The 18,137-nt window shown below is 60.5% G+C and carries 18 protein-coding genes; 3 read left to right on the plus strand and 15 right to left on the minus strand.

All coding sequences use genetic code 11. The features are described from left to right. The first annotated feature begins 58 nt into the window (after window positions 1-58). Window positions 59-1,174: an ArsO family NAD(P)H-dependent flavin-containing monooxygenase gene (locus tag AC3I65_RS14550; protein WP_488523919.1), complete on the plus strand. Its 1,116-nt coding sequence runs from the start codon at window positions 59-61 to the stop codon at window positions 1,172-1,174. On the opposite strand, the gene AC3I65_RS14555 is transcribed toward AC3I65_RS14550, so the two are convergent. From AC3I65_RS14555 to AC3I65_RS14610, 12 genes are all read right to left on the minus strand, one after another. Continuing rightward, the gene (locus AC3I65_RS14555) at window positions 1,171-2,538 is read right to left on the minus strand and encodes a sensor histidine kinase (protein WP_047225656.1); all 1,368 of its coding nucleotides are present in this window, start codon (window positions 2,536-2,538) and stop codon (window positions 1,171-1,173) included. The two genes, AC3I65_RS14550 and AC3I65_RS14555, sit on opposite strands and share 4 nt — an antisense overlap. After that, window positions 2,535-3,197 (minus strand): response regulator, encoded by a 663-nt coding sequence (locus tag AC3I65_RS14560; RefSeq protein ID WP_047225655.1) that lies wholly within the window; start codon window positions 3,195-3,197, stop codon window positions 2,535-2,537. The genes AC3I65_RS14555 and AC3I65_RS14560 overlap by 4 nt, the downstream gene beginning before the upstream one ends. Before the next feature lie 11 nt (window positions 3,198-3,208). Beyond that, complete coding sequence (locus AC3I65_RS14565) at window positions 3,209-3,853, minus strand: tetratricopeptide repeat protein (RefSeq protein WP_076384310.1); 645 nt, start codon at window positions 3,851-3,853, stop codon at window positions 3,209-3,211. Then, window positions 3,850-4,659, minus strand: a complete 810-nt coding sequence (locus AC3I65_RS14570; protein ID WP_488523920.1) for an SDR family oxidoreductase — start codon at window positions 4,657-4,659, stop codon at window positions 3,850-3,852. Before AC3I65_RS14570 ends, AC3I65_RS14565 begins: the two co-directional genes overlap by 4 nt. Continuing rightward, entirely contained in the window at window positions 4,646-5,320 is a 675-nt protein-coding gene (locus AC3I65_RS14575; RefSeq protein ID WP_076384308.1) for an iron-containing redox enzyme family protein, read from the minus strand. Before AC3I65_RS14575 ends, AC3I65_RS14570 begins: the two co-directional genes overlap by 14 nt. Next, window positions 5,317-6,798, minus strand: coding sequence for an AMP-binding protein (locus AC3I65_RS14580; RefSeq protein ID WP_488523921.1), 1,482 nt, complete (start codon window positions 6,796-6,798; stop codon window positions 5,317-5,319). The genes AC3I65_RS14575 and AC3I65_RS14580 overlap by 4 nt, the downstream gene beginning before the upstream one ends. Next, window positions 6,788-7,465 carry a thermostable hemolysin gene (locus AC3I65_RS14585; protein WP_047225650.1) on the minus strand — a complete coding sequence of 226 codons (678 nt, stop codon included), beginning with the start codon at window positions 7,463-7,465 and terminating at the stop codon, window positions 6,788-6,790. The genes AC3I65_RS14580 and AC3I65_RS14585 overlap by 11 nt, the downstream gene beginning before the upstream one ends. A 69-nt stretch (window positions 7,466-7,534) precedes the next feature. Beyond that, window positions 7,535-8,764, minus strand: coding sequence for an organoarsenical effux MFS transporter ArsJ (arsJ, locus tag AC3I65_RS14590; RefSeq protein WP_076384304.1), 1,230 nt, complete (start codon window positions 8,762-8,764; stop codon window positions 7,535-7,537). Between the two features lie 9 nt (window positions 8,765-8,773). Then, window positions 8,774-9,778 carry an ArsJ-associated glyceraldehyde-3-phosphate dehydrogenase gene (locus tag AC3I65_RS14595; protein WP_076384302.1) on the minus strand — a complete coding sequence of 335 codons (1,005 nt, stop codon included), beginning with the start codon at window positions 9,776-9,778 and terminating at the stop codon, window positions 8,774-8,776. A gap of 68 nt (window positions 9,779-9,846) precedes the next feature. After that, on the minus strand, window positions 9,847-10,563 hold the full coding sequence (gene arsH, locus AC3I65_RS14600) for an arsenical resistance protein ArsH (protein WP_139049875.1): 717 nt from the start codon (window positions 10,561-10,563) through the stop codon (window positions 9,847-9,849). A gap of 65 nt (window positions 10,564-10,628) precedes the next feature. Next, a complete protein-coding gene (locus AC3I65_RS14605) occupies window positions 10,629-11,000 on the minus strand; it encodes a metalloregulator ArsR/SmtB family transcription factor (RefSeq protein WP_047225646.1) in 372 nt (123 codons plus the stop codon). An 8-nt stretch (window positions 11,001-11,008) separates the two neighbouring features. Continuing rightward, window positions 11,009-11,422: an arsenate reductase ArsC gene (locus AC3I65_RS14610; protein WP_047225645.1), complete on the minus strand. Its 414-nt coding sequence runs from the start codon at window positions 11,420-11,422 to the stop codon at window positions 11,009-11,011. A gap of 234 nt (window positions 11,423-11,656) precedes the next feature. Here AC3I65_RS14610 and arsB point away from each other — a divergent pair, with 234 nt between their 5' ends. Continuing rightward, window positions 11,657-12,742, plus strand: coding sequence for an ACR3 family arsenite efflux transporter (gene arsB, locus AC3I65_RS14615; protein ID WP_047225644.1), 1,086 nt, complete (start codon window positions 11,657-11,659; stop codon window positions 12,740-12,742). Between the two features lie 94 nt (window positions 12,743-12,836). On the opposite strand, the gene nhaA is transcribed toward arsB, so the two are convergent. Further along, window positions 12,837-14,030 (minus strand): Na+/H+ antiporter NhaA, encoded by a 1,194-nt coding sequence (gene nhaA / locus AC3I65_RS14620; RefSeq protein ID WP_488523922.1) that lies wholly within the window; start codon window positions 14,028-14,030, stop codon window positions 12,837-12,839. A 266-nt stretch (window positions 14,031-14,296) separates the two neighbouring features. Between nhaA and AC3I65_RS14625 the strand changes: the two genes are divergently transcribed. Further along, a complete protein-coding gene (locus AC3I65_RS14625; protein WP_488523923.1) occupies window positions 14,297-16,012 on the plus strand; it encodes an amidase in 1,716 nt (571 codons plus the stop codon). Window positions 16,013-16,087: 75 nt separating this feature from the next. Here AC3I65_RS14625 and AC3I65_RS14630 read toward each other — a convergent pair whose 3' ends face one another. Together AC3I65_RS14630 and AC3I65_RS14635 are read right to left on the minus strand one after the other, a co-directional pair. Beyond that, window positions 16,088-17,431 (minus strand): sensor histidine kinase, encoded by a 1,344-nt coding sequence (locus tag AC3I65_RS14630; RefSeq protein WP_488523924.1) that lies wholly within the window; start codon window positions 17,429-17,431, stop codon window positions 16,088-16,090. Further along, complete coding sequence (locus AC3I65_RS14635; protein WP_488523925.1) at window positions 17,428-18,087, minus strand: response regulator transcription factor; 660 nt, start codon at window positions 18,085-18,087, stop codon at window positions 17,428-17,430. The genes AC3I65_RS14630 and AC3I65_RS14635 overlap by 4 nt, the downstream gene beginning before the upstream one ends. Between the last annotated feature and the right edge of the window lie 50 nt (window positions 18,088-18,137).

The following is an 18,137-nucleotide window of genomic DNA, read 5'->3' on the forward strand; positions in this document are numbered from 1 at the left end:
ACGGTACTGTCAGCCATTACACCGGCTTGTTTTCCCACCTCAATCGGAGACCACCGTCATGACTCATTCGCCTGCCACTGCCAGTCAATATGACGTGGTGATTGTCGGTGGAGGCCAATCCGCCTTGGCAGTGGCGTATTTCCTGCGGCGCACCCGACTTTCGTTCGTCATTCTCGATGCCGAGCAAGGGCCAGGAGGTGCCTGGCGCCATGGCTGGAATTCTTTGCGTCTATTCTCCCCCGCCACCTGGAGCTCGATCCCAGGCTGGATGATGCCGCCCACGCAGGAGGGCTACCCATCACGCGACCATGTGATCGACTACCTCAAGCAGTACGAACAGCGCTATCAATTGCCCATCGTGCGTCCCGTGCGCGTCACTTCTGTAGAGCGTACAGAAACCGGGTTGCGGATTAAGGCGCACGATAGACATTGGGACGCCAAGGTTGTGGTCAGCGCCACCGGCACCTGGAGTACCCCGTTCATCCCCCACTACCCCGGCGAGGGATTATTCGCCGGTCAACAGTTGCACTCGGCAAACTACCTCCAAGCGCAGCCGTTCACCGGAAAAAAATTCCTGGTCATCGGTGGCGGCAATTCAGGGGCGCAGATTCTGGCCGAGGTTTCCAGGGTTGCCGAAACCACATGGGTGACACCTGTTGAACCCCTGTTCCTGCCTGATGAAGTGGATGGGCAGGTGTTGTTCGAGCGCGCCACGCAGCGCTGGAAAGCGCAACAGGAAGGTCGCGTCATCGAACAGCCCGTGGGTGGGCTGGGTGACATCGTCATGGTACCGCCCGTTGTCGAGGCCCGGTCGCGCAACGCGCTCAAATCAGTCCGACCTTTCGAACGCTTCACCCGCAACGGCGTAATCTGGACCGACGGGAGCGAGTCTGCGGTGGACGTGGTGATCTGGTGCACCGGCTTCCGCCCCGCCCTGCAGCATCTGGAGCCACTGGGTGTGCTCAACGCTGAAGGACGCGTGGACGTTGACGGGACTCATTCGATTCAAGAGCCCAGGCTATGGCTGGTCGGCTATGGCGAATGGACCGGTGCGGCCTCCGCTACGCTGATCGGCGTAACACGCACGGCCCGCAGCACGGTCAACGAAATTGCCGCTTTCCTCGTCGGTCCATCCGATGCCCAAACACTACCGGCACGCGACGAGCAAGGTTAAAGACGGCCCATCTGCAACGTGGCGCGCAGACCTCCCTCGGGGCGATTCTCCAACCGAACCTGCCCGCCAAGCCGATTGGCGATGGTCCGCACGATCGTCAAGCCCAACCCGGCACCCTGGTCGTTGCCGCGGCTGTAGAAGCGTTCAAAAAGCCGGTCCCGTTCGGCCTCGTCTATGCCTGGCCCCTGATCCTCGACCGCCAGCTCGTAATGATCTCCCTGTCGGGCCAGTCGCACCGTAATCAAGCCGTTGGGGGGAGAAAAGTTGGCCGCATTGGTCACCAGGTTGTTCAAGGCAATATCGATGGACACCGGATCAATCCTCACCGGGTCGATGTCATCACTGACGTCCAGGACCAGCTCCAGCCCCTTGCTGAGCAACCAGGGAGTCATCTGAACCAGACTTTCACGCACCGTGGCGGGCAGATCGATCACGGCGGGTGCAGGCACGCCGGCTTGCGGTTCAAGCCGTGCCATGGTGAGCAACTGATTGACCAGGCGCGTGGTGCGATCCACTCCGACGATCAGGTGTTGCAGGGACTCACGCCGGCTCTGCTCATTCCCCGCCTCCATCAGGTTCTGCGCATGAACCCTGAGCACCGCCAGGGGGGTTCGCATCTCATGGGCTGCGTCGGCAATAAAACGCCGTTCACGGCCCATCAACTCCTGAATCTGCGCCAGCACCCGATTGAGCGCCGCTTGCATGGGCTCCAGTTCGCTGGGCAGCGGCACCAATTGCAGAGGCTCCAGTGAGCCCGGATGCCGCGCACGCAACTTGGCTGCCATGTCGACCAGAGGCTTGAGCCCCCAGCCGATGGCCAACCAGATCACGGCGGCCAGAATCAGGCTGCCGATCAGATTGGGCACCACCGTGTGACGGACAATACGATCGACCAGATCGGACCGCACATCATCACGCTCCCCTACCCAGATTTTCAGGCCGTACTGTGTATCATCCAGTACGAACGCCCGCCACATACGGTCCTTTTGGTCTATCACGTCGCTGAAACCAGGAGCAATCGGCGGTGAGGTGAATGTCGGTGCACTGGAGGTGTGAACCAGCAACGCACCTTTTGAATCCCAGACCTGAAAGGCGATTTTGCTCTCATAGGGATGTCCATCGACTTTGGGAACCGCCGACGCCAAGGCCGAATTGAATGCCTGATACAACTGCGCATGTTCCTTGCTGGCCATGGGCATGCGCATGACACCCTGCAACAGCCGGGCGTTCTGGGCCAATTGAGCATCGTAGACTTCAGCGATCTCGTGGTTGCTGTCATGCAGATTGAATACGGTGATGATCAACAGGCCAACGAACAAAAGCCCCAGGATCAGCGTGAGGGTGCGCCGCCGGATTGAAGTCATCGGCGCTCCTCCACCAGATACCCGACGCCACGAATGGTACGGATCAGGTCGGTGGAAAATTTCTTGCGCAGGTGGTGAATATGCACTTCCAGGGTGTTGCTCTCGGCCTCCTCGTTCCAGCCGTAAAGCAATTGCATCAGATGATCGCGCGTCATGACCCGGCCCGGCGGCGACAGCAATTCATGGAGCAACTGATACTCCTTGGGCGTCAACGCCACCGGGTTGCCCTGATAGCTGACCTGCTGGGTCCCCGGATTGAGGCTGATGCCGGCATGCTCGATCAGCGCCTGGGCACGACCGGCGCTGCGGCGCAACAAGGCCCGCAACCGGGCCTTGAGTTCCGCCAGATCGAAGGGTTTGATCAAGTAGTCGTCGGCCCCGGCATCGAGCCCGGCAATGCGATCTTCGGTGGCGTCCCGGGCGGTGAGGATCAGCACCGGCAGGTTGGAACCGCTGTCACGCAAGCGACGCAACACCTGCAGGCCGTCCATCCGTGGCAGGCCCAGGTCAAGCACAGCCAGGTCAAAGGTTTCGCTGAGCAGTGCGTGCAAGGCGCTGCTCCCGTCCTTCAACCAGTCTACGGTATAGCCTTCGCGGCTCAGGGCCTGATGGATGCCTTCGCCCAGGGCCACGTCATCCTCGATCAGTAATAAGCGCACGCACACTCCTCTCAGCCAAGTTTTTTGTTCACATCCACCAGCAACGCTTCGATTTCCTTGCGGCGCCCCGCGTCAGCGGTTTCCCGGCCGGGCCGTGGCGCTGCCTGCAAGGCTTTTTGCAGGGCAACCCGGGCTTCAGCGTAGCGTTTCTGACGGTAGAGGTGATCGCCCCAGAAGTACAGACTGTCAATGCCGTTTGGGTTCAGTTGCAGCGCCTGCTGGAGCAGTTGCTCGGCCTTGTCCGAGTCGCCAAACCCCAAGGGCCAGCCGGGAACCCGATCATAGAGTGCGCCGAGGCTGGTGTAGGCCGAGCCTTGCAAGGCTTTGGGATCCAGGGCCAGGGCCTGTTCCAGATCGGCCTTGGCGTCCTTGACCTTGCCCAGCGCACCGATCCCGCCTGCGGCCCCTGCCCAACTGCTTTTGACAATGCCCGACCAGATCCAGGCCTCGGCCACTGACTGGCGTTGCTGCTTGAACGCCGAAGCCTGGGCGGCGAGTTTTTCAAAGGCATCGGCACGCTGCCCCTCAGGCAACTCATATTGAATATGCGCCCAGCTTTGCTGGATGCCTGTGAGACGCTGCTGGTCGGCGTCATCCAAGGCCCAGGCGCTTTGAGCCAGGGCGCCGAACAGTAAACAGATCAGAATTTTTTTCATGGTTTGAGGTGCTCGTTCTCAGGTTTATGGCTCAGACGGCGAACCAGTGGCAGTTGCTTGCGCAGGCCACGGTCCACCAGGTTGGGCAGCAGGCTGTTGAGACCGACGAAAAAACGCTCGGGCCAGCCCAGATACAGCTCGCGACGGTCGCCGGTAATGGCATGTATGACCGCCGAGGCCACCGCGTGCGGATCATCGACGTTGGCCTTGAGCGCCTGGTTGAGGGATTGGGCCGCTGGGCTGTTCATCGACGTACGTGTAGCCCGGGGCGCCACGTAGAGCACGCCGACACGGGTGTCCGCCAATTCCCGGCGCAGTGCTTCGGAGAACCCGCGCAGGGCGAACTTGCTGGCGCAGTAACTGGCGTAGCCTGGGTAGCCGATCGAGCCGTAGGTCGAGCCGACATTGACCACCATGGCGCTGGCGGCCTGTTTAAGCAGTGGCAGCAACAGTTTGCTCAAACAGATCGGCGCGCTGATGTTCAACGCCAGCATGGCGTCGATCTCACTGTCCTCGAGTTGTTCGAGCATGGCAAAGTGGTTAACACCGGCGGCATTGATCAGCAGGTTGATGCCGCCCAAGGCCTCGGCGGCGGCCAGCACCTTGCGCCGATCACCTGGCACAGTCAGGTCTGCGCCAACCCAGTACAACTGCTGCGGGTAGCGTTCGATCAAGGGTTCCAGCGCTTCGCGATGCCTGGCCACGGCCAACACCCGAGCGCCACTGGCGCATAGGGCCTGGGCGATGGCCAGGCCAATTCCGCCACTGGCACCGGTCAAGACGATCCGGGCGTCACACAGGCGCATGCTGGTCCCCCTTGTCACGGGGCAGGCCCCGGAACATCTCGGTGTAGAGCGTGTACACCACTTTGGAGGCGTGGATCACCGCCGCCTGGTCGGCCGGATCCTCCAGCTTGTTCATCAGGCCGCGATAGGTCTGCATGTGCTCGATATCCAGCGAGCCGTGGGAGCTGAGGTAACTGAAAGCGGTGGGCGGCAGTTCCAGGTGTTCACGAATGGCGTCGGCGGCGTGGGTCGCCAGAGCGATGCTGGTGCCCTCGAGCACATTGACCATGCCGAACAGCCCCACCGGATTGCCCCGGGCGATCAAGTCATACAGGTAACTGACCATCAATTCGATAGGCAGCGACGGCTGACCATCACGCACCGCATCCTTGTCGCCTCCACACACGGCGATGTCATCCAGCACCCATTGCTCATGACCGTATTCCTCGTCGATGTACTCGCACACGGCCTTGCGCAGCCATTCCAGGTGCGCTGGCAGGCGTGCACCGCAAGCCATCATCAACGGTACGGTGTGGCGCACGTGGTAGTAGGCCTGGATCAGAAACGCCCGGTAACTGGCCAGGCTGACCTGGCCGTCGAGGGCGTCACGGATAATCGGCAGATTAAACAGCGTCTGACGTTCCTGATGGGTGGCTTCTTGCAAGGTGTCGAAAAAACTCATGACGGATATTCCTCGGACAGAATGGATTCGCTGAACAACCCGCGGTAATGCTCGACAATCGCTTCACGGCGCGGTCGGCCGTTGGCGGTGAGCAGGCCGTTGGCTGCGGTGAAGGGGTGCGCCAGTCGCGTCCAGTGATGGACCTGCGCGTAATCGGGCAACGCCTCGTTGGCCTTGCTCACCGCCAGCTCCAGCGCTTGGTCAGAGCAGTCAGCGCGGGTGGGCCACAGCAATGCATGGTTGTGCGGCAAGGCTTCGCCATAGACGAAGGCCTGACTGATGGTGCCGCCTTGGGTAAGTTCGGCTTCGACCCATTCAGGGTTAACGTTGCGACCGAAGCTGGTGACGAATTGGTGCTTCTTGCGCCCGCGCAGGTACAGGAACCCGTCGGCGTCGAACTCCCCCAAGTCGCCGCTGGGCCACCAGTCGTCGGGCGGCGGAGGCTCCCCCAGGTATCCGAGCAAGGTCGAGCCCTTGATCATGACCTCGCCGTCTTCGGCCAGACGAACCTGCACATGGGGCAACGGCTGACCGACACTGCCGGCGCGGTTGGCCTGTGGGCGGTTGAGGCACACCACCGAAGCGCATTCCGACAGCCCGTAGCCTTCGAATACCGGCACGCCAGCACGCTGGGCTCGTTGCAGAAGATCATGGGATACCCGCGCACCGCCCACGGCGGCGAACCGCAAAGCGTGTGGGTAGAACGCTTTCTGCTCGGCGGCCGTGACCAGCATAAGCAGCAATTGTGGAACCAGGATCAGACTCTGCGCCCTGCGCTCGGTCAGGCACGCCAACAGGCGCGCCGGGTCGACGCCACTGGCGCCCTGGATGCCAAGGGTTTTCTGGCCAGGCAGGCTGAGCATCGCCCCGGCATACAGCGCCGCGTAGCACCCGAGGTTTTCCAGTAGCACCGCCAGGGGTAGCAGCGCCAGGTGATGCCTTGGGTTGACCGGCTGACTGGCCTGTTCCAGCTCACGGGCGACCCGCAGCAGGCTGTCGGCACTCAGGCAGACACCTTTTGGCGTGCCGGTGGTGCCCGAGGTAAAGGTCAGCTTGGCGGTGCCCGCCGGCAGGCGGCTCGGTCCGGCGTAATCTTTTTGCCAGAACTCGCCGCTGTAGTGGTAACCGGCGGCCTGGAGTTCGGCGGCCAGTCCCGGCTCGGCAATCACCCGCTGCGCCTGGCTCTGCTCCAGGCAGTGCAAGCGTTGAGCCGGACTGAAAAAACCCGGCAGGATGACGCAAGCCAGACCTTCGAACAAAGCCGCCAGGTCCCAAAGCATGGCTTCGACACCGTTATCCAGGGCCAGGGCAACAACCTTTATGTGTTCATCGCGCAGGCGTTGCTGGCGGTACACCACTTCGGAATAAAGCGTGGCGTAGTCCAGCCGCAAGTTATCGCCCCACAGCGCCACGGCGTAGCCCTTGCGTTGGGCATGCTCACGCAGGGTGAGTTTGAAGCGCTCCACTTCAGGCAACATGGCACGCCTCCCCGTAGGTCTGTGAAAAACCCAGGCGATCGAACAGACCGGCATCGCGCAGATGAACGAAGCCGGCGCGGATGTTGCCGACATGAACCCATGGCTGACTCTCGTAGTAGCGGCCCCAGAGGTGACGGTCTTCCCCCAGGCGCTGCGGGTCGGCCGGACACAGGGTCACGGGCTTGAGGCCAAGGCGATGGAAACTGTTGACCAGGCCGATATTGCCGGTGAACGCCACCCACTCCAGCCCGCCCATCGCCAACAGATAGGTGATCGCGATAATGCTCAGGCGAGCGCTGCCGGTGTCGCTGGCGGCCAGATTGCCAACTTCGACAATGCCGGCACGATCCACTGCGCAGTCTGCATCGGCCTTGATCAAAGGCTCGATGGGATCGTCCAGATAATGCTCGAGAAACAGCGGTCCCTGGGCGGCCAGACGCACGCCTGCCACGGCGCAAAGCCTGCCGTCAGCATCATCGAGCCCGAACAGTTCGGGCATGAAGTGACGAATCTCGGCGCCGTGCGCCTGGTGGAAACGTCGGTGGATGAAGGCTTCGAACTCATCCCGGCGGGGCTCTCCCGGCATAGCCCGGTGCAAGTGGCGAACCGGCTGGCCGGCATTGCCGAAAGCCAGCGGTAGATGGATGTTCCAGTCAGAATCGGGCATGGGTCAACGTTCTCCCTTGGGTATGGGGAGAAAGTATCGAGGCCGTTTCTTAACGAAGTCTGAAGGTGGTTAAAGATCGACCGCCGGACTGGCGTGACGAGGCAATCCAATGGAAATCAAAGCGGCGAGCAGCACGAAGGCGCTGGAGATCCATAAGCACGCCTGCAGCCCGTACACTTGATAAACCCAGCCAGAAAGCACCGTTCCGATCAGCCGTCCCATGGCGTTGGACATGTAGTAAAAACCCACATCCAGCGACACGCCGTCTTCCTTGGCGTAAGACACGATCAAGTAGCTGTGCAACGAAGAGTTCACCGCGAACAGCGCTCCAAAGACCATGAGCCCACCCAGCAGCACCGTCTGTGGTGCCAACCCGCTGTCGAGTCCTAGCGCAATGGCCGCGGGCAGACCTGCCAATGCCATTGCCCACAGACACGCCGCGCGACCATCCGGCACGTGCCCACGTTTCTTGCCAGTGATGTTGGGCGCAAAAGACTGCACGATGCCGTAGCCGATCACCCAGGCCGCGAGGAAACCGCCGACCTTCCAGAAGTCCCAACCGAAAACGCTGCTCAGGTAAACCGGCAGGGCCACCACAAACCAGACGTCGCGGGCACCGAACAAGAACATCCGTGCCGCCGACAAAATGTTGATCGCGCGGCTCTTGGAGAGGATGTCGCGAAACCTGGGCTTGGCTTTCGCTTTACCCAAGTCTTTCTTCAACAGGATCAGGCTGGCGATCCAGATCAACGCCAGTACGCCGGCCATCGCCAGCAGCGCACCTTTGAAACCGATGAGGGCCAGCAAGGCGCCCCCGAGGAAGAAACCAACGCCCTTGAGGGCATTCTTGGAGCCGGTGAGAATCGCCACCCACTTGTACAGTTGCCCCTGTTGACCATCGGGAACCAGCAGCTTGATCGAGCTTTTCGCGCTCATCTTGTTCAGGTCTTTGGCGATCCCGGACAGCGCCTGAGCGCCCATCACCCAGGGGATGGTCAACCAGGCCAAGGGAACTGTCAGCATCAACAGCGCCACGACCTGCATCCCCAGGCCGATATTCATGGTTCGGTTCAGGCCAAGCCGGGCACCGAGGTAGCCGCCCACCAGGTTGGTGATCACGCCGAAGATTTCGTAGAACAAAAACAGCGCGGCGATTTGCAGCGGGCTGTAGCCCAACGCATGAAAATGCAGCACCACCAACATCCGCAAGGCGCCATCGGTGAGGGTGAAGGCCCAGTAATTGCCGGTGACGAGCAGGTACTGCCGCACTTGCGGAGCGAGGGCTGACAACGCTTTCATGACCATTCCTCAGACTGTCCGACCGACCATCCGGGCCAGTTCCACGGTGCGGTTGGCATAGCCCCACTCATTGTCGTACCAGGCGTAGAGTTTGACCTGGGTGCCATTGATGACCATGGTCGACAGCGCATCAATGATCGACGAGCGCGGGTCGGTTCGGTAATCGATGGACACCAATGGGCGCTCCTCAAAACCGAGAATGTCCTTGAGTTCGTTCTCGGAAGCGTCCTTGAGGAACTGATTCACTTCTTCGACGGTGGTGGCTCGCTCGACCTCGAAGACACAATCGGTCAGCGAAGCGTTGGCCAGTGGCACGCGCACGGCATGACCATTGAGGCGCCCGCGCAGCTCCGGGAAGATTTCCGCGATGGCGGTGGCCGAGCCGGTGCTGGTGGGAATCAGACTCATGCCCGAAGCCCGCGCACGGCGCAGGTCCTTGTGGGGTTGATCGAGGATGCTCTGGGTGTTGGTCAGGTCGTGAATGGTGGTGATCGAACCGTGGCGTATGCCGAGCTTCTCGTGGATGACTTTCACCACCGGCGCCAGGCAGTTGGTGGTGCATGAAGCGGCGGTGACGATGGCATGGTCGTCGGGTTTGAACAGCTGATGATTGACGCCCATGACGACGTTCAATGCACCTTTTTCCTTCACCGGGGCGCTGACCACCACGCGCTTCACACCCTGGTCGAGATAGCCCTGAAGCACGGCAACCGTCTTCATTTTTCCGCTGGCTTCGATCACCAGATCACAGCCCGACCAATCGGTGTCGGCAATCGCTTTATTGGCCGTGACCTTGATCCGCTTGCCATCGATGACGATGTTGTCGCCCTCGGAGCCAGCCTCTGCATTCCAGCGACCATGCACCGAATCGAAGTTCAGCAGATGCGCATGGGTCGCGGCGTCACCCGCCGGGTCGTTGATCTGCACAAAGTCGAATTCCGGCCAATGCCAGGCGGCCCGCAATGCCAGGCGACCAATACGCCCAAAACCGTTGATACCCACTTTGATCGTCATGTTGTTGTGCTCCTGTGGCTGGTGTCTATGGAGTTCGACTGCCCGTCGAACCAGGCGTTGGGCTTGACTCAGATGGAGCGCTGATTGACGCGATTCATCAATTCTTGCGCCGACTCCTTGCGCTCGGAATAACGGTCGACCAGGTAATCCTGGCGGTCGCGAAGCAGCAGCGTGAACTTCACCAACTCCTCCATCACATCCACCACGCGGTCATAGAACGGTGAAGGCTTCATCCGGCCGCTATCGTCAAACTCCATATAGGCCTTCGGCACGGAAGATTGGTTGGGAATGGTGAACATGCGCATCCAGCGTCCCAGCACCCGCAGCTGATTGACCACGTTGAACGACTGCGAGCCACCGCATACCTGCATGACAGCGAGGGTTTTGCCCTGGGTCGGGCGCACCGCGCCCATGGCCAGCGGCACCCAATCAATCTGCGCCTTGAACACCGCGCTCATGGACCCGTGGCGTTCCGGCGAGCACCAGACCTGGCCTTCGGACCACTGCATCAGCTTGCGCAGTTCCTGGACCCGGGGATGATCGACCGGCGCGTCATCCGGCAGCGGCAGCCCCGACGGATTGAAAATCCGCGCCTCGGCGCCGAAATGTTCCAACAGCCGAGCGGCCTCCTCTACCAACAGGCGACTGAAGGAACGCTCGCGCGTCGATCCGTACAGCAGCAAAATGCGTGGCTTGTGGCTGGATGTGGTTTCGATACCGAGTTTGTCTGTCGACGGAAGATCAGCCAGTTCGGTTTCGAGTTGGGGAATAGAGTCATCAAACATAGTCTTTTCCTGCGCGACGGCGCTTTGGGAATCATCGAACCAGCGGCATCGTCTACCGGGGCTCGTCAGGCAATTTTGCTCTCACAACAAATGGCGACCCGTTCAGGACGGTCCCCCATTGCTTCCAGACGCTTGGCATCGGGGCTTAACCAGTGCTTGTTGGTTTCGAGTACCACGGTCAGTACCTGCAGCACCCAGTCAGGAAGATTGGGGTGCAGTCGGTAGTAAACCCATTGACCTTGCCGACGGTCCGAGAGCAAACCGCAGGTGCGCAACTGCGCCAAGTGCCTGGAGACTTTGGGTTGACTCTCGTTCAACGCACAGGTCAGCTCGCAGACGCACAACTCCCCCTCTCGGGTGATCAGCAGCATCATGCGCACCCGATTGTCGTCGGCCAGGCATTTGAAGACAGTGGTCGGGGTCAGATGGTCAGCCATTTCAGTTCTCAGTGTTTGGTTTTCACCAAGACAAACATCTTGATGCGCTCATGAATTTCGTGAAGCGTGTGACGGAACGCGTCGGGCTTGGTGCTGGTGACCGGATCTTCAAAGCTCCAGGTCAAGGCCTCGCCAGCATCGGGGAGCGACTGGCACTGCGCAGTTGCTTTATCGCACAGGGTAATCACGTAATCGAAACGCTCTCCCTGAAACTCATCAATCGACTTGCTGCGTAACCCGTCAGTACTGATTCCAAGGTGCGACAAGACCTCGAAGGTGCGCGGGTCGACCGCGGTCGGAACCGTGCCGGCGCTGAACGCCTCGAAATGTTCCGAATCCGTGTGCCTGAGCAGCGCTTGGGCTAACTGGGAACGAGCAGCGTTGGCGGTGCAGACGAAGAGAACGCGGGCTTTGCCAGTCATGATGAAGCCTCATCCAATATACGGAAAACCGAATATATGATTATCCGAATATAAGGTAAAGCCCCCGCCGTTTATTTTCCCTGCCACGCAACGTCTACAATCAGAACGAGATAGAATCCTCTTGGGGGTATTCTCTGAACAGGATCGCGCTCAGTTCAGAAATATATGTTTTTTTCCATATACGCTCTGCATCCGGAACCTGTGCGCGCAGACGTACAAAGAAGAGGTTTGAGTATGAGCACCCGCCAGCCCATCGGCTTTTTCGAGCGCTACCTGTCAGTGTGGGTCGCCCTCTGTATCGCCGCCGGCATTGGTCTGGGCAGTCTGTTCCCACGGCTGTTCCAGACCATGGCCGATTATGAATACGGTTCGGTCAATTTCATTGTCGCGGTACTGATCTGGCTGATGGTCTATCCGATGATGGTGTCGGTGGACTTCTCCAGCCTCAAGCGCATTCACGAACGGCCCAAGGGGCTGATCATCACCCTGGTGGTCAACTGGTTGATCAAACCGTTCACCATGGCCGGGCTGGGGGTGTTGTTCTTTCATTATTTCTTTATCGACCTGATCGATCCTCGCGATGCCGGCCAATACATCGCCGGTCTGATCCTGCTCGGCGCCGCGCCGTGTACCGCCATGGTGTTCGTCTGGTCGCAGCTGACACGCGGCGACGCCACCTACACCCTGGCGCAGGTGGCACTGAATGACGTGATCATGATCTTCGCCTTCGCGCCGCTGGTGGCGCTGTTGCTCGGCGTGACTGACATTGAGGTGCCTTGGGCAACCCTGATCCTTTCGGTCGGGCTGTATGTGTTGATCCCGCTGATTGCCGGGGTACTCACCCGGCTGAAGCTCAGTGCCTCGGCGCAAAACGCCGGCGAGGCCGAGTATGCGGTCACGCGCTTCAACGCTCGGGTCAAACCCCTGTCGATACTCGGCCTGCTGGGCACCGTGGTGCTGCTTTTCGGGTTTCAGGGGCAGATCATTCTGGATAAACCACTGCTGATTGCTTTGATTGCCGTGCCCTTGCTGATCCAGTCCTACGGCATTTTTGCCATTGCTTACGCGGCGGCGCGGCTATGGAAAGTACCCTTTAACGTGGCAGCACCCTGCGCCCTGATCGGCACCTCGAATTTCTTCGAGCTGGCGGTGGCGGTGGCAATTGGTTTGTTCGGCCTTAACTCCGGGGCGGCCCTGGTCACCGTGGTCGGGGTGCTGGTGGAAGTGCCGGTGATGCTGTCGCTGGTGGCTTTTGCCAACCGGACCCAGGCCTGGTTCCCGAAAGAAGGCGTAGGGATGACGCCAACCGCCTCGCCATGACCACAGCATCGCTGCGAACGAGAAATACTGTGGTTAACCCAGGCGAGATGAACTGGATAACGCGGCATGGACAATGCCCCTGCCGCGTCTCACATCAGTTTTTCTTGGGACCTACTTTCATCAGCAACATGACGCCGATGATGGCCGACAGGGTCGAGCCCAGCAGCACACCGACTTTGACCTCATCGACCAGATGCGGCGCATTGGGAAATGCCAGCGCACCGATGAACAGGCTCATGGTGAATCCGATCCCGCACAACAGCGCCACGCCGTACATCTGCGACCATCTGGCCCCCTCAGGCAGTTTGGCCAAGCCGAAACGAATGGCCAGCGCCGCCAACCCGAACACCCCAAGCTGTTTGCCCAGCAACAGCCCCATCGCCACGCCCATCGGTACCGGATCAAGCAGATTATTCGGCGAAATACCGGCCAGGGACACGCCGGCATTGGCGAAGCCGAAGATGGGCACGACCGCAAAAGCCACCCATGGATGCATCTTTTCTTCGAGGTAGAGCAGTGGCGACCACCCGCCTTCGTTGGAGTCTCCAAGGGGGATACAGAGGGCAAGAATGACCCCGGCCAAGGTCGCATGGATGCCCGATTGCAGCATGAAGTACCAGAGCAGTGCACCGGCTATCACATAGGGAAACAGCCGCTTGACGCCGCAACGGTTGAGTACCACCAGCAGTGCCGTAACGCCCAGGGACGCCAGCAGCATGTTCGTCGACAAGTCGCTGGTGTAGAAGATCGCGATGATGAGGACGGCCCCAAGGTCATCCAGAATCGCCAGCGCGGAGAGAAAGATTTTCAAGGAAATGGGCACACGCTTGCCCAGCAGCGACAACACCCCCAAAGCAAACGCGATGTCAGTTGCGGTGGGAATCGCCCAGCCGCTCAAAGTCTGTGCATTACCCCAGTTGATCGCCACGTAGATCAAGCCCGGCAGCAGCATACCGCCCAGCGCCGCAAATCCCGGAAGGGCTCGTTGGCCCCAACTCGACAACTGGCCTTCAAGCATTTCACGCTTGATCTCAAGGCCGACCAGTAAAAAGAACAGAGCCATCAGGCCATCATTGATCCAGTGCCCCACCGAAAGCCCCAGGGCTTTGATGTGCAGCGTGGAGAAGTACACTTCTGACCAGGGCGAATTGGCTACGATCAGCGCGGCCAGGGCGGAAGCCATCAGGATCAGGCCGCCAGCGGATTCAGCGGCGAAAAAACGGGAGAGGAAAGCCATGGCGGAAGGTGACTCACTTTTATTATTCTGGCGCAACGGTTCCGGGCTCATAGGCACAGCGACTCCGCGCTGGCGGCCCGACCTGCGCTTGATTAAACCTGCCCTGCCGCGTTTTGCGGTGACACCCTTGGGCCGTATTCTATACAAAAGGTAGTGCCCGAGTGTGGGCGGTTTTCTAATTAGGCCCTCTGGCGGTTATCCCGTAGTAAAGTGCATGCAACCAACATGAGAACCCACTTTGAGATGTCTGAAGTGCCCAAGACCCAGTTTGAATGGCCCCGCGCGTCACACCCCCAGTCAGCCGCAACGGTAACAGCATGATCGAAATTACCGAAGTCTCCATCGCACAACTGCGCGCAGCGCTCCAGTCCGGTCAGACGACCGCGGTCGAACTCGTCCAGGCCTACCTTGCCAGGATCGATGCCTATGACGGCGCCGACACGTCCACCGCCCTCAACGCTGTGGTCGTGCGAAATCCCGATGCCCTGGAAGAAGCACAGGCGTCCGATGCCCGTCGGGCCAAGGGGCAAACCCTCGGTCCGCTCGATGGCATTCCCTATACCGCCAAGGACAGTTATCTGGTGAAGGGGCTCACGGCGGCTTCTGGCAGTCCGGCGTTCGCGAACCTGATCGCTTATCGCGATGCGTTCACCATCGAACGGCTTCGCGCCGCCGGGGCGATCTGCCTGGGCAAGACCAACATGCCGCCCATGGCCAATGGCGGCATGCAGCGCGGTGTCTATGGCCGGGCTGAAAGCCCCTATAACGCGGACTACCTCACCGCCCCTTTCGCATCGGGCTCCTCGAACGGTGCAGGCACTGCAACGGCAGCCAGTTTCGCCGCATTCGGCCTTGCCGAAGAAACCTGGTCGAGCGGCCGGGGCCCGGCCTCGAACAACGGATTGTGTGCCTATACACCTTCGCGCGGGGTGATTTCGGTACGCGGCAACTGGCCGTTGACGCCAACAATGGACGTCGTCGTGCCCTATGCCAGGACGATGGCGGATCTTCTCGAAGTGCTCGACGTCGTGGTAGCGGACGATCCTGATACCCGGGGCGATCTGTGGCGCATGCAACCCTGGGTGCCCCTCCCGCCTGTCGACTCGGTTCGCCCCGCCTCATACCCGGGCCTTGCCGCCCATAAGGAAGCACTCGCTGGGGTCCGCTTCGGGGTTCCGCGCATGTACATCAACGCCGATCCCGAAGCGGGCACGGCTGAGGCTCCCGGCATTGGCGGGCCGACGGGGCAGCGAATCAACACCCGTGCCTCGGTCATGGCCCTGTGGGAAGACGCCCGCAAGGCGCTCCAAGCCTGTGGCGCGCAAGTGATTGAGGTCGATTTCCCGCTGGTGTCCAACTGCGAAGGTGATCGTCCGGGCGCGCCGACCGTGTTCACTCGGGGCCTGGTGTCCAAGGAGTTCCTGCACCATGAGTTGTGGGACCTGTCAGCCTGGGCGTTCGATGACTTTCTGCGCGCCAACGGTGATCCGAAACTCAATCGCCTGGCCGATGTTGACGGACCACTGATATTCCCCCATGACCCGGGCACCCTGCCCAACCGTGAGGACGACCTGGCCGCTGGCATGGATGAATACGTCAGGATGGCCGAGCGCGGCATTACGCCGTGGGACCAGATCCCCACCCTGGCGGACGGACTGCGGGGCCTTGAACAGACACGTCGAATCGATCTTGAAGACTGGATGGACCGGCTTGGGCTCGATGCGGTGATATTCCCGACAGTCGCCGACGTTGGCCCCGCAGATGCAGATATCAACCCGGCGTCCGCCGATATCGCCTGGAGCAACGGGGTCTGGGTCGCCAATGGCAACCTGGCCATCCGGCACCTGGGCGTGCCCACCGTCACGGTGCCGATGGGCGTGATGACGGACATTGGCATGCCTGTAGGGCTGACGTTTGCCGGACGTGCCTATGACGATTCGACCCTGTTGCGCCTGGCTTCGGCGTTTGAGTCGCTGGGCTCCAAACGGGTGGTCCCGCCGCGGACGCCGCCGCTGCCGGGTCGCAAGCAATAAGTGTGGCGGGGGTCCCCCCGCCTGCTTCCCTGTCCAAACCGAGCCCAAGGCTGCAGCACGTGCAAAACATGCTTTTCAACCTTGGGTCGTCGAGGCGAGCGGTAACCATACGCTGACTTCGAATCCGTCCTGGCGGCCCTTCGCCGGCGATGCCAGTGTTATTTGTCCGTTGATCCCCAGCACAATCGCTTTGGCGATCGCCAATCCCAATCCTGACCCGCTTGCGTCGCTCTGACCGCGTACAAAACGCTCGGTCAGGCGCTGCAATCTGGCCGGCGGCACTATCGGGCCGCCATTGACCACCCGCAGTTGCGCCTGGTCAGAAAGGCTGACCTCCAGGGGGTGCTCCGTCGCGCCGTATTTCAAGGCATTTTCGATCAGGTTGCGCAAAAGGATGCCAAAAGCGTCTGGATCGATGGTCGAGTAGACGCCGGCCTGAGCCGGAAGCAAGAGTTCGATCTGGCGACCGCTGCTTTGACGCCACTCATCGACCACATGGGCCAACAACGGGATGAGGTCCTGAGGCCTCTGCGCCAATAGCCCACCGCCCTCAGCCTTGGCCAATTGCATGAGTTTTTCCGAGAGCCGGGCCAGCTCGCGCAACGAGTTTTCGATCTTCGCTGCACGCAGCCGCAAGGGGCCTTCAGGCGCTTCTTGGCGCAGTCGCTGGACCTGCGCCAGCGTCGCAGCCAGTGGCGTACGCAGTTCATGGGCACTGTTGGCGGTGAAACTACGCTCGGCCTCCAGGGTCTTGCGCAAACGTTTGAGCAGATGGTTGACCGCCTCAGCCAGCGGATCGATCTCTGCTGGCAATCGCAACACTTTGATCGGCGAAAGGTCACCCGCTCCCCGGGCCTCCACGGCACGCCGATAGGCCATGACGCTGCGCAAACTCAGACGTACGAATAACCAAGTGCCCACCAGACTGATGGGAATCAGCGCCAACAACGGCAATAACAAGGCCAGCAAGGCCTCCCGCGCGGCCTCTCGGCGATGGTCAAGAGGTTCGGCGATTTCGATGAACACCGACTCGCGTAACGCACTGGCGCCATACAGGCGATATTTTTCGGTTGTGGAGAAACCTTCAGCCGGTGTTTTGCGAAATATCTTCGGGTTGGCATCGTGAGACTGCATCAGGATCTTGCCCCTGGCATCGCGCACCAGGTAGGTCAGATGTTCCTTGTGCATTTTCAAGGTAGCCACAAGTTGTGCGCTTTGCGGTTCTTCGCGATTGCTGATCTCCAGAACAGCCAGAGGCAGGATCCGTTGCGCGGTTTCCTCCAGGGCGCTGTCGAACACTTCATCCAACTCATGTTGCACCACCCGCCATGTGCCGACGGTCGCCGCCAGCCAAAGCAAGGTCATGCCCAGCGTCAATCCAACGCCAAGACGCTTTTGCAGACTGCCCGAGGCGCTCATAGGGATATCAGCCGGTAGCCCATGCCACGCACGGTTTCGATGACGTCACGGCCTAGCTTCTTGCGCAGCCGGCTGATGTACACCTCGATAGTGTTGCTCTCGATTTCGGCGCCGAAGGCGTATAAGCGCTCTTCAAGCTGCGACTTGGACAATAGCGCGCCAGGGCGCTGCACGAAGGCCTCGAACAATGCCCACTCCCGCGCCGTAAGGTCCACTGTGGTACCGGCGCGCAGCACCGTACGCGCGCTCATATCCAGTTGCAGTTCGCCAATCTTGATCTGCGGGTTGGGGTTACCGCTGTAACGGCGCGCCACAGCTGCAACGCGTGCCGAAAGCTCGAACAGGTCGAACGGTTTGACCAGATAATCATCGGCCCCGGCATTAAGACCCGCGATGCGATCAGATATCTGATCCTGTGCGGTCAGGATGATCACCGGTGTCGCGACCCCGGCGCCACGCTGCTGACGCAAGAAATCAAGTCCGCGACCGTCCGGAAGCATCAGGTCAAGCAGTATCAAATCGTACGGTGTGGTACGCATGCTGTTACCCGCATGGTCCAGGCGCTGGACCCAATCGATCGCATGGCCATCATCGGCTATCTGCTCTCGCACCGCTTCCCCCAAACCTGGCGCATCTTCAACCAATAAAACCCGCATCTGGCAGCTCCTGTGATCGTGTCGTGCAGAACCTTGACCGTCTTAACTGA

It is taken from the genome of Pseudomonas sp. N-1-13 (assembly GCF_057787095.1).

Coding starts and splice junctions, on each gene's coding strand:
- arsJ (WP_076384304.1), bottom strand. CDS start 8,764: ATGAAAGCGTTGTCAGCCCTCGCTCCGCAAGTGCGGCAGTACCTGCTC.
- AC3I65_RS14630 (WP_488523924.1), bottom strand. CDS start 17,431: ATGAGCGCCTCGGGCAGTCTGCAAAAGCGTCTTGGCGTTGGATTGACG.
- AC3I65_RS14580 (WP_488523921.1), bottom strand. CDS start 6,798: ATGTTGCCTGAAGTGGAGCGCTTCAAACTCACCCTGCGTGAGCATGCC.
- nhaA (WP_488523922.1), bottom strand. CDS start 14,030: ATGAGCCCGGAACCGTTGCGCCAGAATAATAAAAGTGAGTCACCTTCC.
- arsH (WP_139049875.1), bottom strand. CDS start 10,563: ATGTTTGATGACTCTATTCCCCAACTCGAAACCGAACTGGCTGATCTT.
- AC3I65_RS14575 (WP_076384308.1), bottom strand. CDS start 5,320: ATGAGTTTTTTCGACACCTTGCAAGAAGCCACCCATCAGGAACGTCAG.
- AC3I65_RS14595 (WP_076384302.1), bottom strand. CDS start 9,778: ATGACGATCAAAGTGGGTATCAACGGTTTTGGGCGTATTGGTCGCCTG.
- AC3I65_RS14570 (WP_488523920.1), bottom strand. CDS start 4,659: ATGCGCCTGTGTGACGCCCGGATCGTCTTGACCGGTGCCAGTGGCGGA.
- AC3I65_RS14550 (WP_488523919.1), top strand. CDS start 59: ATGACTCATTCGCCTGCCACTGCCAGTCAATATGACGTGGTGATTGTC.
- arsB (WP_047225644.1), top strand. CDS start 11,657: ATGAGCACCCGCCAGCCCATCGGCTTTTTCGAGCGCTACCTGTCAGTG.
- AC3I65_RS14625 (WP_488523923.1), top strand. CDS start 14,297: ATGATCGAAATTACCGAAGTCTCCATCGCACAACTGCGCGCAGCGCTC.
- AC3I65_RS14605 (WP_047225646.1), bottom strand. CDS start 11,000: ATGGCTGACCATCTGACCCCGACCACTGTCTTCAAATGCCTGGCCGAC.
- AC3I65_RS14585 (WP_047225650.1), bottom strand. CDS start 7,465: ATGCCCGATTCTGACTGGAACATCCATCTACCGCTGGCTTTCGGCAAT.
- AC3I65_RS14635 (WP_488523925.1), bottom strand. CDS start 18,087: ATGCGGGTTTTATTGGTTGAAGATGCGCCAGGTTTGGGGGAAGCGGTG.
- AC3I65_RS14555 (WP_047225656.1), bottom strand. CDS start 2,538: ATGACTTCAATCCGGCGGCGCACCCTCACGCTGATCCTGGGGCTTTTG.
- AC3I65_RS14610 (WP_047225645.1), bottom strand. CDS start 11,422: ATGACTGGCAAAGCCCGCGTTCTCTTCGTCTGCACCGCCAACGCTGCT.
- AC3I65_RS14565 (WP_076384310.1), bottom strand. CDS start 3,853: ATGAAAAAAATTCTGATCTGTTTACTGTTCGGCGCCCTGGCTCAAAGC.